The 14,152-nt window shown below is 43.2% G+C and carries 13 protein-coding genes; 2 read left to right on the top strand and 11 right to left on the bottom strand.

Annotated elements, in window-relative coordinates; translation table 11 throughout:
* Positions 1–13: 13 nt before the first annotated feature.
* Complete coding sequence (locus U1P77_RS04425; protein WP_321156172.1) at positions 14–1,177, bottom strand: DUF1176 domain-containing protein; 1,164 nt, start codon at positions 1,175–1,177, stop codon at positions 14–16.
* A gap of 260 nt (positions 1,178–1,437) precedes the next feature.
* Complete coding sequence (yghU, locus tag U1P77_RS04420; RefSeq protein ID WP_321156171.1) at positions 1,438–2,319, bottom strand: glutathione-dependent disulfide-bond oxidoreductase; 882 nt, start codon at positions 2,317–2,319, stop codon at positions 1,438–1,440.
* 333 nt (positions 2,320–2,652) lie between these two features.
* Between yghU and U1P77_RS04415 the strand changes: the two genes are divergently transcribed.
* The gene (locus U1P77_RS04415; RefSeq protein ID WP_321156170.1) at positions 2,653–4,029 is read left to right on the top strand and encodes a DHA2 family efflux MFS transporter permease subunit; all 1,377 of its coding nucleotides are present in this window, start codon (positions 2,653–2,655) and stop codon (positions 4,027–4,029) included.
* A 136-nt stretch (positions 4,030–4,165) separates the two neighbouring features.
* Here U1P77_RS04415 and bfr (U1P77_RS04410) read toward each other — a convergent pair whose 3' ends face one another.
* The 3 genes from bfr (U1P77_RS04410) to U1P77_RS04400 all read right to left on the bottom strand — a co-directional run bounded on the left by bfr (U1P77_RS04410) (position 4,166) and on the right by U1P77_RS04400 (position 5,704).
* Positions 4,166–4,648: a bacterioferritin gene (bfr, locus tag U1P77_RS04410; RefSeq protein ID WP_321156169.1), complete on the bottom strand. Its 483-nt coding sequence runs from the start codon at positions 4,646–4,648 to the stop codon at positions 4,166–4,168.
* A gap of 80 nt (positions 4,649–4,728) precedes the next feature.
* Positions 4,729–5,217 (bottom strand): bacterioferritin, encoded by a 489-nt coding sequence (bfr, locus tag U1P77_RS04405; RefSeq protein ID WP_321156168.1) that lies wholly within the window; start codon positions 5,215–5,217, stop codon positions 4,729–4,731.
* Positions 5,218–5,512: 295 nt separating this feature from the next.
* Entirely contained in the window at positions 5,513–5,704 is a 192-nt protein-coding gene (locus U1P77_RS04400; protein ID WP_321156167.1) for a (2Fe-2S)-binding protein, read from the bottom strand.
* Between the two features lie 741 nt (positions 5,705–6,445).
* Here U1P77_RS04400 and U1P77_RS04395 point away from each other — a divergent pair.
* On the top strand, positions 6,446–6,769 hold the full coding sequence (locus tag U1P77_RS04395; RefSeq protein ID WP_321156166.1) for an ArsR/SmtB family transcription factor: 324 nt from the start codon (positions 6,446–6,448) through the stop codon (positions 6,767–6,769).
* 107 nt (positions 6,770–6,876) lie between these two features.
* Here U1P77_RS04395 and U1P77_RS04390 read toward each other — a convergent pair whose 3' ends face one another.
* From U1P77_RS04390 to sat, 6 genes are all read right to left on the bottom strand, one after another.
* The gene (locus tag U1P77_RS04390) at positions 6,877–7,599 is read right to left on the bottom strand and encodes a sulfate/molybdate ABC transporter ATP-binding protein (protein ID WP_321156165.1); all 723 of its coding nucleotides are present in this window, start codon (positions 7,597–7,599) and stop codon (positions 6,877–6,879) included.
* Between the two features lie 143 nt (positions 7,600–7,742).
* Positions 7,743–8,663, bottom strand: coding sequence for a sulfate ABC transporter permease subunit CysW (cysW, locus tag U1P77_RS04385; RefSeq protein WP_321156164.1), 921 nt, complete (start codon positions 8,661–8,663; stop codon positions 7,743–7,745).
* Position 8,664: 1 nt separating this feature from the next.
* Entirely contained in the window at positions 8,665–9,489 is an 825-nt protein-coding gene (gene cysT, locus U1P77_RS04380) for a sulfate ABC transporter permease subunit CysT (protein ID WP_414479066.1), read from the bottom strand.
* A gap of 246 nt (positions 9,490–9,735) precedes the next feature.
* Positions 9,736–10,761 carry a sulfate ABC transporter substrate-binding protein gene (locus tag U1P77_RS04375; protein WP_321156616.1) on the bottom strand — a complete coding sequence of 342 codons (1,026 nt, stop codon included), beginning with the start codon at positions 10,759–10,761 and terminating at the stop codon, positions 9,736–9,738.
* A 268-nt stretch (positions 10,762–11,029) separates the two neighbouring features.
* Positions 11,030–12,169 carry a sulfate ABC transporter substrate-binding protein gene (locus U1P77_RS04370; protein WP_321156162.1) on the bottom strand — a complete coding sequence of 380 codons (1,140 nt, stop codon included), beginning with the start codon at positions 12,167–12,169 and terminating at the stop codon, positions 11,030–11,032.
* A 592-nt stretch (positions 12,170–12,761) separates the two neighbouring features.
* Complete coding sequence (gene sat, locus U1P77_RS04365) at positions 12,762–14,021, bottom strand: sulfate adenylyltransferase (protein ID WP_321156161.1); 1,260 nt, start codon at positions 14,019–14,021, stop codon at positions 12,762–12,764.
* Positions 14,022–14,152 lie beyond the last annotated feature (131 nt).

Raw genomic sequence — 14,152 nt, 5'->3', positions numbered from 1 at the left:
GGCTTAGAGTCAATTAAGGTGACGTATTTACTTTAGAAACGTAAGTGGGCATCTGCCATGCGCCGCCCGCCTCAATCATACGGCAAAGTCCAGTGGTGGTTTCATGACTCTTGGCAAAGCGGTTGCCAGTCCATATCCAATCGATTTTATATAAGCAGTCGCCAATACTGCGAGCTTTTTGTACTGAGCTTATTTTACCTTTGCTATAATCTGTCGCACTGGTAGTGATCAGAGTTGGCTTATAAGGTTTACTGTCGTTCAGAACCCATATGCCTGTGCCGGTATTATAGGCACCCGTCCAGCAACTGTGCTGCGCTAATAGCTGTGTGCTATTTAGGCGACTGACACGCCATGGTGAGCTGTCAGACAAATTCGGACAGTCATTACGGGCGTCTTTCATTGCCGTTTGTAGTAGTGCGGATAACTGTGATGCTTTTATACTAAAGTTTTTATTGCTACTGGACGTTGGCCTAGCATCAGGTAAGACCAAACGTAGCGACGGCGCAGGCTCGACGGCTAACACACTGTTATTAGATTTACTGGTGCTCTCATTATTAATAAAGGCGCTTGATGCTCCTATACGGCCTTGTGCTTCATCGGCTTTGTGCATCACTGCGGTTGCCCCTCTATCAGACAGCTGCCAGCGCGAGTTACGCAGTACCAGCTCAATTTTGCTGGATTTGGTCAATGCATCAAGCAACGCAGTTACTTGAGATTCTGTGAGCTCCGCATCACCAGCAGCCGCTGAGAAGGGCTTAGTCTCTCCTAAGTTTTTATCATTGATAAATAATGAGATACGGTGACGGTTGCCGAGTTGCATTAGCGCTTTAGAGGAGTTCTCTTTAGCACCGCCAAGCTTAACTCTGCCGTCCACGCTAGCATTAGCGCCTGCGCGGCGTACAAGTAATACGGATACAGGGAACTCGCTATTGTTCTCAGCCTGATAACCTGCCAGTCGGCAAGTGCGCGTATTATCACAGACCACTTGCCAATCCTGACTGGTAAATTCGACAGGCGCGGCTGCTAGACTCGTAGAACTAATAGCAACCGAACTTATAGCCAATAATGCAGACACAATAATTTTATTTTTAAATAGCTTATTATTTAATATTTTAGTTTTTGATAGGCAGCTTATGCACAGACGCTTGCCCGGAGGTACGAGGTTAGTATCTTTCATAAGCATTACTCACAAATAAGGAAAATACAGACGCCTGCCCTTTGCAGAGACAACGGGTAACTATCTTAACCCAGCAGTGTTTCTATCTGTTATGCCAATGTAGCATTATGTAAAAACGCAAACAAGTAGCAGATATATATTCGTTTGTGTAAATATTTATGTATCTGTTGCTCGTAAAAAGTAAGGTTGATAAGCAGTTTACTTATCAATCTTACTGTTAAAACCGTTACTATTACTGATATAAACCTATTAATTATCAGTTAAGCAATAGGTTTTAAGTCTAATACTACTCCACGTTTTACTGCGGGACGTTCAGCTATTTTCTTAGCCCAACGTTGGACATGTTTATAGTCATTAACTTGTAAGAATTCAGCGGCATCGTAGAGCTTACCAAGTACTAGCTGGCCGTACCACGCCCAAATAATGATATCAGCAATGTTATAGTCTGCTTCATCATTACCGCACATATACTCGCTATTTTTTAGATGAGTATCTAGGACATCAAGTTGGCGTTTGGTCTCCATGGTATAGCGATCAATCGGATATTCCATGGGTTCGGGTGCGTAAGCATAAAAATGCCCAAAGCCGCCACCTAAGAACGGCGCGCTTCCCATCTGCCACATTAGCCAAGACAAACATTCTGCCCGCGCCCCGCCTTGCATCATCGGTATAAATTTGCCAAATTTTTCAGCTAAATACAATAAAATCGCCCCGGACTCAAAAATTTCAATAGGCTTGCCAGCTTTATTTTCAAAACCAGTGTCAGCATCCGTTACAGCAGAATGATCGACCAGCGCCGGAATTTTAGAATTGGGATTAATCTCTACAAACCCTGAACCAAATTGATCGCCTTCAGAGATATCGATTTTATAGGCATCGTATTCAGCTCCTTTTATCTCAAGCTCTGCTAACTCTTCTAGTAGGATGTTTACCTTCACTCCATTAGGCGTGTTCAATGAGTACAGCTGCAACGGCGCCTCACCTACCGGTAGGACTTGCTCGTGGCGCGCGCCAGCCGTTGGACGATTAATACTAGAAAACTTGCCACCATTGTCTTTATCTTGCGTCCAAACCTTAGGCAGCGTATAGGTATCGTCCTGTGAATTAGTATTGTTAGTAGAGTGGTTGTTATCGTTACTCATAAGATATTCTTTGATTTTATAGGTGGTTTTGTAATTGGCGTTACGGTTTTATTAAAAATTAAAGCTTTCTATATTACGTTTATTATCAAATAAAGAGAGGTCTCACTATAACGAATGCCTGCCAGCCTGTTAAAGTCCTCTCATGTAACTAGTGTAGGGATTTATAAACAGAGCATACGGTTACTTTGCTTGTCTTTAATTAGACCTAAGTTGTTCTTATACTACGGACAATCAATAGGATGATGTTTTATAAAAGTGCGGTCATTAAGATATTATTTATTGGCGTAATATCTAGACCGCCACAGCCTTAATGTGAGAGATGGTGATGTCAGTATGGTGACACTAACAGCAACACAAAATAAATATCTACCCTACGTGCTAGCAGTGGCACTGTTTATGCAGATTTTAGATGCCACTATCTTAAACACCTCGCTGCCGCAAATGGCACAAGCGCTTGGCGAATCGCCTCTAAAAATGCAGTGGGCAGTGATTAGCTATGCCTTAACCTTGGCTATTTTCATTCCCATTAGTGGCTTTTTAGCAGACAAATATGGCACACGGCGGGTATTCTTATCGGCGATTATTATCTTCTGTATTGGCTCGCTGCTGTGTGCCGCCTCACCTACTTTAGACTTATTAATTGGCTCGCGTATTGTACAAGGCATTGGCGGCGCGATGATGACACCCGTTGCCCGCTTGATTTTGGTTAAATCCTATCCCCGCAACAAGCTGTTGACCGTGATGAACTTTGCGGTAATTCCCGCATTGATTGCCCCATTAGTAGGGCCACTACTGGGCGGCTATATAGTGCAGTACGCCAGTTGGCATTGGATATTTTTGATTAATGTTCCAATGGGCATAGTGGGTTTTATCATGGCCAAAAAGCTGGTACCGGCACTATATGAAGATACCAAACGTCTGGATTGGGCGGGATTTTTGTTATTTGCAGCGGCGGCTTGTGGGTTTACGCTAGCGGTTGAGTTTGGCGCGCAAACGGGCCGTGGCTTGTATGGCTTGTTGTTAGCACTAGCAGCAACGGTACTGATAGGTGGCTACATTTGGCATGCCAAACGTCGGCAAGCACCACTATTTCCTTTGAGCTTATTTAATATTCGTACCTTTCGCATTGGTATTACTGGTAACTTATTTACCCGCCTTGGTATTAGTGCGGTTCCGTTTTTACTGCCGCTGTTGCTACAAGTGGTGTTTGAATACTCTCCCTCGCAGGCAGGTTGGCTACTTGCCCCTATCGCTGTTGGCGCTATAGGCGTTAAACCTTGGGTCAGCAAAATCATTCAGCGCTATAGCTATCGCAAGGTGCTGGTCTATAACACCTTTTTAATGGGTGTATTAATTATCGTTTTGGCACAGTTTAATGATGCCTCACAGTGGCCATGGTTCATCCCTGTTTTGACGGTAATGGGCGCTTGTAACTCCATGCAATTTAGTGCTATGAATACCATTACCATTGGCGACCTAGAAGGAACGCAGACTAGTAGCGGCAACAGTCTCATGGCAGTTAATCAACAACTGGCCATTAGCTTCGGCATTGCCTTTGGCGCGGCAATGCTCAACTTACTACGTGAGCGTCTACAGCTTGATATCTTGACGGCATTTCAAACCACTTACTGGGTACTGGGCATCCTCACTATTCTCTCAGGGCTGTGCTTCTTACGTCTAAAACCTGAAGATGGCCGCGGTTTGTATTGATACATTAAGGTTTAAGGCAATTTCCCTTATCCGTATTTAGCAAATTTTAGACCTAAAAAAGCCAGCGAGTGCTTTATATAAAAAACACATGCTGGCAAGTTTGACTAAAGTCTGACTGCTCTAGTTCGCTTTAACATTAAGGCGCTTTATCATCACCCATCTGTGATTGAATATAATTCTGTACCCCAACGTCCTTAATCAAGTCTTCTTGAGTCTCTAGCCAATCGTCATACTCTTCATTACCGTCTTTAAGTTTGACTAATAGCTGGCGTGAGACATAATCATGACGCTCTTCACATAGCGTGATGGCCTCAGTGATAATAGCGAATTTTTGCTTCTCTAACCGCAAATTACAGTTAATAATCTCTGGTACATCTTCACCGATAAGCACTTTACCCAAATCTTGTAAATTTGGTAGACCTTCTAATAATAAAATGCGCTCAATCAAATCATCTGACCATTTCATCTCTTGAATAGACTGATGGTATAGCGAGTCATTAAGTGATTCAAGACCCCAATGCCGTGCTATACGAGCATGCAAAAAATACTGATTGATGGCTATCAGTGACTGTCCCAGCACTTTGTTAAGTGCGCGAATAACGTCTTTATCACCTTTCATAATCGCTCTCCCTCTATTATTACCTTAGCTTTTAAATGTCATGACTCACCTAGCAAAACCCACAATTTGGGTCTTAGTTATTAGGCAAGATTAGGCGATACTTCAGCCATTTGACTTTGTAGGTAATTAGGCAGACCAATCATATCGATAAGACGTAGCTGCTGCTCAAGCCAATGGGCATGATCTTCTTCAGTATCTCTGAGCTGGACAACCAACATCTCGCGGGTCACATAGTCACGTTCTGCTTCACATAGGGCAATACCGTTTTTTAAGTGCTGTTGTACTTGATATTCAAGATTAAGATCTAGCTGCAACATCTCTGGTACCGTTTTGCCGATATGAATGCCATCAACGCTCATTTTAGGCGTGCCACCAAGCATTAAGAGACGACGGATGATAGCCTGTGCATGCAAGGTCTCGTCCGTCATCTCATGGCTAATACGATCGTACAGCTTGCCATAATGCCATTCAGCATACATCTCAGAATGGATAAAATACTGGTCACGTGCGGCAAGCTCACCACCTAACAAGAAGTTTAAATAATCAATAACTTTTGGGCTGCCTATCATAACGTACACTCCTATACTTTTATTTTACAGATTACCTTCCATTCATAATAGTTCATATAAGAACAGCACTGTCGATAAACTGATCAATCAAAATCAATAAACGTCTTACAATATGAGACAGATATAGTAGCATACAGGCCCTGTATAGCTTGTAATATTATGAACTAACAATAAGATGCCGATTAAGAATCATGATTAGCTAGCGTTGCCAATAGAGACTCAATGCAAATTTAGGAAATAAAGACTTTAGGAAGTGGCGATAAAAGCAGTCTAAGCCGACCTAAGACGATAGTGCTTAAACGGCATAAGCTAAGACCTCAAGTTTGGCCTGATGCTCGTCTAGGTAATCATTGACCATGGGCTCACAGCATCCACAGCAAGTTGCAACATCAAGCGTGTCTTTTAAGCCATCAAGGGTATCGATACCTGAAGCAATAGCGGCCTGAATTTGCTTTTCTTTTACGTCATTACAGATGCATACGTACATGTGCTTGTCCTACTCTGAGTGCTACTTTCAATGATTCTTTAAGCTGAGGTTGTATATTGGATACTTAATGACCATATAGACAAAGCTTAAAGAAAAATAAGTTACTTAACTATCAATATCTTAGCATTCTTGATTTATTTTTCATATAATAACGATAATTATTACTATTTACAATAACTTTTAGACAATTTATCAGTCATAGATTTATTGGTTGCGAATGACAAATTTATCAATCATAAACTTGTTAGTGATAAAGGGCCGTTTACAATTTTTTTGTTCATTAGTACGGCCATTTATCAGGACGTTATTCACGCAAACTTGCTAGAGTAAAGAGCAATTAATTACAAGTAACGTTCAATGTTACTGTGGCCCTATTTTTGTGAACAGTTGTGATAGTAAATGTCGACGGAAGGTAGTAATATGTCGATAAAAGGTAAATTAGACCCTTTATTAATCGATATTGTTCACTATTGATGATATATTAACTGTTCAGGATTAATAGATTGATATGTGTTTTAGTTGTCTAAGAACGTGGTATGACTGCTTACATAGGTATCTTGCACGTCATAAAATAGTATATCTAGTAATCCCAATCGTCATACTCTTCATTACAATTTTTTATGTTTCATCGCATTCGATACGCTCTCTTCTTGAGTTTCCCAGTCATTTAACCGATAGATAAAATGGCTAATGGTAAGAGATCACTGGGCGTGGCAATACAACTAATATTTGGAATTTCTTATGCCTGATAATAACTTTACCATTCAGCCCCTTGATTTATTTAAAGTGTTGTCTGATCCAACTCGCTTAAGGATTTTTCAAATACTATTCAAAAAACAAGCACGCTGTGTGGGTGAGTTGGTTGACATGCTTGACCAGCCACAGCCGACGATATCGCGGCACTTGAATCATCTCAAAAAGTTAGGGATTCTCAGTTGTGTGCGTGATGGTACTTGGATGTGGTATGAGGTGGCAGACGACCTACCAGTATGGTGTCAAGATGTCTTAGAGACCACTTACCAGACGTTACTTGAACAAGCGGATAAACGTCAGTGGCTGGCTTAGGCTTTTAGCACATTTATTCTGCGCTGCATAAAAACCAAACAGCATAAAAAAAGACCTATAAATATAGGTCTTTTTTTATGCTGTTTAATGCGTGATTAAAGCAAAAGCTAAACCAAGTCTAAAAAGTCACTGACAAAGGCGTTGGATGGATTGTGAAACAATGACTCTGGAGTCCCTACTTGCTCAACACGGCCCTGATTCATGACCACAATCTCATCGGATACGGCACGCGCTTCCTCTTGATCATGAGTAACCATGATGCTGGTAATACCCAGCTCATGATGGATATCTTTTAGCCAAGTGCGCAGCTCTTTACGTACCTTAGCATCAAGCGCGCCAAACGGCTCATCGAGTAATAATAGCTTTGGCTTTACCGCGAGCGCACGCGCCAGTGCAATACGTTGACGCTGACCGCCTGAGAGCTGATGCGGATAAGCGTTCGCAATCTGCGGTAATTGTACTAAGTCTAATAGTTCCGCAACGCGCTTATTAATATCGGCTTTGCTCGGTCGCTCGTTTTTGGGTAATAAAGTCAGCCCAAACGCCACGTTCTCGGCGATGTTTTTATGACGGAACAGCGCATAGTTCTGAAACATAAAACCGATATGGCGCTTTTGTACGGGCGTATTAGTGACATCGACTTCATCAAACGATATTTGCCCTGAGTCTGCGTATTCTAACCCTGCAATGATACGCAGCAAAGTGGTTTTACCACAACCAGAAGGACCCAATAAGGTAGTCATCTTACCGGTTGGTACGGTGACATTGATATCATTAAGGGCGGTGAAGTCGCCAAAGGTTTTATTAACGTTCCTAATCTCGATGCTCATAGCAATATCCCTTTTAATGTCTCTTATTGATTCTTTTGTTAGCTTTTTATGATCTAGCAAATGGTTTGATAAATAGTTAAATAGTGTGAAAACTGACTAAGGATGTAGCTGTTGTTGATGCTCCAAATTCTCAGTCAGCACTGCTATTTCTTATCAACCGTTGCATTGGCGCTCACTGGTAGCTCAGGCGCACTTGCCAGCCGCTCGGATTTGGCGAATTTGCGCTCTTGTAGCTTGGTCATTAATTGCTGTACTAGCAGCGTAATCAGTGCTAAACCAGCCAGTAAGCTTGATAAAGCAAAGGCGGCGGTAAAGTTATAATCATTATAAGCAACCTCAACCAATAGCGGCATAGTGTTGGTCTCGCCGCGAATGTGACCAGATACCACACTCACCGCCCCAAACTCACCCATCGCCCGTGCGTTGGTCAAAATCAAACCATATAACAAGGCCCATTTAATATTAGGTAAGGTTATATGCCAAAATGTCTGCCAACCGGTGGCGCCTAGCGTCAATGCCGCCTGCTCCTCAGAATCGCCTTGGGTTTGCATCAAGGGTATCAACTCACGCGCCACAAAGGGAAAGGTCACAAATAACGTTGCTAAGACAATACCAGGAACCGCATAAATGATTTGTATTCCCATGCTTTCCAGCCAGCCGCCAACGGTAGAGTTGAGACCGAACAATAGGATAAACATTAAACCAGCGACTACCGGCGATACCGAAAATGGTAAATCAAGCAAGGTCGTGACTAACTGCTTACCTCTAAATTGATAACGGGTCACTAGCCACGCTATCGCTACCCCCATCACCATATTAATAGGTAATACAATAGCGGCAGTAATTAGGGTTAGCTTAATCGCTTGTAGCGCTTCTGGGTCGACAAGCGAGGCAATATAAAGCTGCCAGCCGCCTTTTAAGGCCTCATAAAACACCGCTAGCAACGGCACCACTAACATGATAATCATAAACAAGACGGCAATGATAATAAAGGTGCGTCTGATCCATGGTGTATCTTTGGTCGCGGGATTGCTTTGGTAGTCATAGCTATTGGCTATTTGCATCTTAGCGAGCTCCTACGCGGCGCGACAGTTTCCACTGTACTATATTAATGGTTAATAAAATCACGAACGAGATCATCAGCATAAACAACGCCACCGCTGAGGCCCCTTGAATATCAAATTGCTCCAATTTACCAATAATGATAAGCGGTAGAATTTCAGACTCCATCGGAATATTACCAGCAATAAAAATCACTGAACCATACTCGCCAGTCGCGCGCGCAAACATCATGCCAGCGCCCATTAATAATGCGGGTAGCATCTCCGGTAAAAGAACCTTACGAAAAGTGGCTAAACGATTCGCCCCTAGTACCGCAGACGCCTCTTCAAATTCAACCGATAATTCTGCCAATACTGGCTGGACGGCACGCACAATAAAAGGGAAGCTTACAACAACCAGTGCCAACCAAATCCCTATAGGGGTAAAAGCCACTTGTATATCAAACTTTTCAAACCACTGCCCAATGAGACCATTCGGCGCATATAAAGTCGCAAGAGATATACCCGTCACTGCGGTCGGTAGCGCAAAAGGCAAATCGACCAAGGCGTTAATCAACGACTTACCCCAAAATTCATAACGCACCAATACCCACGCCACCAGCGTGCCAAATACCATATTGGTCAACATCGCTAAGAAGGACATCCATAAGCTCAGTTTGATAGCAGCGGTGACCCGCGGCTGGGTAATGGTTTCCCAAAATCCCATCCAGCCCATCTGGGTTGTGGTATAAGCCATCATTGCAAACGGTAGTACCACCAATAACGACAAGCTAAAGACCGTTATACCCATACTCAGCCCAAACCCTGGCAGCACATTACGCTGGCGCATGCGAGTCAGCCAGCCTTTTTTATTAGGTTTGTTGCTGGCAGGAGAAGTTGTTGCACTCATAATGATGTCCTATTGCCTAACTGATGGTGTTTATCGTAAAAACCATGTTGTACAGGTATTATTAGAAGGCTTACGGTATAAAGGACATAGCGCAGATGGCCATGTCCTTTATATAGTTTCGTATAGCTGGTAAATTTTTTCCCAGCCATACTGTATTTTTTCTAAAGTAGCGCGGCTATACAATAACTACTGTGGATCTTTAATCGCTAACTGATCGAAGACACCGCCATCGCTGAAGTAAGTACCCATGATTTCATCCCATGAGCCAAATGCTTCGTTCGGACGGAAGGTATCAATCGGTGGTAATTTATCGCCGTTTTTATCAAGGACGCTTTTTACGCTAGGACGTAAGTAAAGATCAGCTGCTAATTGCTGGGCAGGCTCGCTCCATAAGTAATCAAGATAGGCTTTTGCCGCAGCAGTGGTGCCTTTTTTATCCGTGACCGCCTTCACAATAGCAACCGGACTCTCAGACTTAATAGAATACTCAGGATAAATGATGTCAACTTCACCTTTACCAAAATCAGTAGCAGCAAGGTTGGCTTCATTCTCAAAGGTAATCAACACATCACCGATACCGCGCTGGACAAAGGTAGTGGTTGCTGCACGTCCACCATTCTCATAGACTTTGACATTGTTGAGCATTTCTTTAACGTAGTTTTTAGCAGGAGCTTCTTCATTATTAAAGGTGTGCAGGCCATAGCCATAAGCGCCTAAGAATGCATAACGACCATTACCGGTAACTTTCGGATTGGCCATTACAATCTCAAGACCCGGCTGGGTTAAATCTTCCCAGTCTTGAATGTTTTTTGGATTGCCTTCACGTACCAAAAAGACGATGGTACTGGTAAAAGGTACCGCGTTATCAGGAAACTGCTCTTCCCAATCTGCCTCAACCAAGCCTCTTTTCTCCAATAACTCAATATCTGAGCCCTGATTCATAGTGGCTACATCGGCTTGCAAGCCATTAGCGACTGATAGTGCTTGTTTGCTCGAGCCGCCATGAGACTGATTGACAGTTATATTAGTATCGGGGTTTTCAGTTTTATAATGCTCAATAAATAATGGGTTATAGTCTTTATAGAAATCGCGCGCCACATCATAAGAGACATTTAACAACTCGATGTTTTGACCCGCTGCTGGCGTGCCATCAGCATTGACAGTCGTGTCTGCCTGCTCACTATTGCTACAGCCAGTAAGTCCCAAGGTCATCGCAACGCCTGCAATACTTAACACGCTGAGTGCTTTGTTTTTGTAGGGGCTGTTCTTTATACTGAGCTTTTTGCTGAACAAATTGCTTGCTGCGTAAGATGTCATAAGTGCCTCTAAAGTTATATACAGGGATATAAGATGTAATGCAGTTATGCTAACAGCGCCAGCTTATTATGTTTAATGACGAATATGTGTATGTTATTGCCAAAATGGAATATATAGCTAACTAAGGGTAATTGAAACAGCTACCGATTCTTTGTTCTTACGGTTACGGACGTGCCAGCTCATCAAACAGCCCACCATCGACAAAGATGGTATCCATAATTTTATCCCAAGATCCAAACACGGCCACTGGCTCAAAGGTATTTATGTTAGGTAACGTGTTTTGATACGCTGCCAGTACCTTTTCATCACTAGGACGTAAATACATCTGCGCCATCAGTTCTTGCGCAGGCTTGTCCCATAAACCTTTTAAATAAGCGTTTGTCGCGTCCGTACTGCCGTTTTTATCGGTGACGGTTTTGACCATCGCGACCGGATTATTAATGGCAATAGAATAGCTGGGATAAACAATATCAACCTGTCCTTTGGCAAATTGCTTGGCGACCAAATGCGCCTCATTTTCGGTGGTAATAAGTACATCGCCTAACCCGCGCTGGGTAAAGCTGGTAGTAGCAGCGCGTGCACCATTGTCATAAGTGATGACGTTTGCCAGTAGTTTTCTGATATACGCATTGGTTTGAACGGGGTTTTGATAAGCTTCTTCTGCAAAATAATGCAGTCCATAACCATAGGCCCCCAAAAAGGCATAGCGCGCGGTGCCACTAGTCTTCGGGTTTGGCATCACCACCTCGACATCAGATCTTGTCAAATCCTGCCAATCTTCAATCTGCTTTGGATTGCCTTTACGAACCAGCAATACCATAGTGGAAGTATAAGGAACGGCATTATCAGGAAAAGCTTGGCGCCAATCGGTTTTTACCAGACCTTTATCCACCAGCATATTCATATCGCTTTCTTGGTTTAAGGTCACAACATCGGCTTGCAGGCCATTAGCAACGGACAGTGCTTGCTTACTTGAGCTACCGTGTGACTGATTAATATCCACCTCGCTATCCGGATACTGCATTTGATAAGCGCTGCTAAATAACGAATTGTACTCTTTATAAAAATCGCGTGACACATCATAAGAGACGTTCAGTAGCTCGATGTTTTGTTTGTCGCTCGCCGCATTATCTGTACCGTCTTGGGTTTCCTGAACCGGATTACAGGCAGTAACAAACATCATCATGGCTGTAAGCGCAGCACCCATCACCAAAGGGCGTGGCAAGATATTTTTTTGAGCGGATGCCAAACTAGGGTCAGCGTGGCGAGATGCGATGTTGGTAGCTTTATTAATAGGTTGCATGGTAGCTCTCTATAAGGTTGGATTTATAATATGGGCTTTATTAAACCGTTTTTTATGACAATATTTATTGGAATAGAAGATATTTGTCGGGACAGAATACAGTTATTGAGCTAAGAGTTAGAAGGTAACGTTGGTTAAAACTCTAGATAATGAGCGCCATGCTAGCAGCTTGCACGGGCAACGCTTAGTGACAAATAAGGGTAACCAGTAATTAACTTGGCATAAGTGCTTTTATTAGGTATTCTCCATTATTTAGGTTTGTTAGACAGTTATACGATAAGGTGATAAGCCAATTATGATCTAGCAGGATGATGCTCACGGTGTCATTTTTTAGACTATAGCCAACGACAGCGTAACCTTTTTTCAATTCAAGGACGGCATGCTGTCTATTGACAGCCAAGACAAACAGGCACTGAATTATTTTTGTTCCGGTGGTGGTATGTTGGCTGGCGATTACCAAAAGCTTGAAGGTCATTTAAACATCAGCTAAATGACCTTCAACTGACGGCTAAGACTTAATAAATAGAAAAGGTGCCAGATTTAACGTCTGGCACCTTTTTTTAACGGCTTTTTAACGAGGGATACGGGTCTCTTAAACCGCAGACGCACCAGTTAATTTCACTTCGGCACGTTCTTCACGGGCGATACCTGCATAGTAATTGCGCAAAACCTGCAACACTTCGGGGCGGCTAAAGTTTTCTGGTACCTCTTCATCTTCCGATAGTGCCTTACGCAGTTTCGTCCCTGATACTTTGACATGCTGCGAGGCATCATGCGGGCAAGTTTTGTCAGAAGCCATTGCATTACACGCATTGCACCAAAACGTCCAGCCAATCTTTAACGGCTGAGTGATAATATCGTCTTTATCTAAGTGCTCAAAGATAGTCTGGGCATCAAACGCGCCATAATAATCACCCACACCCGCATGGTCACGCCCAACAATCAGATGGCTACAGCCGTAGTTTTGACGGAAGAGCGCATGAAGCAGCGCTTCACGAGGACCTGCATAACGCATATCTAACGGATAGCCCGCTTGAATAACGGTATCCTGTCTAAAATAGTTGTCAATTAAGGTTTTGATGGCTTCTTGACGCACGTCAGCTGGGATATCGCCCGGTTTAAGCGCGCCTAGTAATGAATGTATGAGCACCCCATCACAAATCTCAATGGCAATTTTGGCTAAGTACTCATGCGAGCGGTGCATTGGATTGCGAGTCTGGAACGCCGCAACCGTCTGCCAGCCTTTATCATTTAGTATCTGCCGCGTTTCGGTAGGCGTTTTATAAATCTCTGGGTACAGCGCTGGGAATTCGCCTTCGCTCAGTACCTTAACACTGCCTGCAATATTGACCTCACCTTGGTTCAATACTTGCTGAACGCCTGGATGCTCTGGATCTGTCGTGGTAAAAACCTGCTGACACTCGTGTTCTTTGTCAATAGTGTAGGTCTCCTCCACCGTCAAGATACCCATGACTTCACCGTCCTCAGCGACCAAAGCCACTTTATCGCCTTGATTCAGGCTATCGGCGGTCGTTTTAGGGGCAGACAAGGTAATCGGAATCGGCCAAAATAAGCCAGAATTTTTACCTGACTGCAGGTGCATATTATCAACCACACCTTGCCAATCGGCTTGATTCATAAAACCATCCAGCGGGGTAAAGCCACCAATACCTAGCATGATCAAATCACCGCGCTCGCGTGAGCTCAGGGTAATGGTTGGCAAAGTGCTGGCAAGTTTAAGTGCCTGTTCGCGTTCAGTGCCGGTTAATAATAGCGGCTTAAGCATCGCACTACCATGTGGCGGGACTAATTTTGATTCGGGTTTTGATGCGGTGGATGCAAGTTGTGTCATGTTAATCTCGAAGACCTCAGATAAATAGTAGTGAAATAAAAATGTGAGAAAGAAATATTTAAATAACAAAAAAATATGAATAAAATCGTGAATTGAGCTTGAATAGGCAATTGGTTATGATGCATTGTATT

This window comes from Psychrobacter sp. LV10R520-6 (genome assembly GCF_900182925.1).
Classification (GTDB): domain Bacteria; phylum Pseudomonadota; class Gammaproteobacteria; order Pseudomonadales; family Moraxellaceae; genus Psychrobacter.
This window is presented reverse-complemented; position numbering and strand designations above follow the sequence as displayed.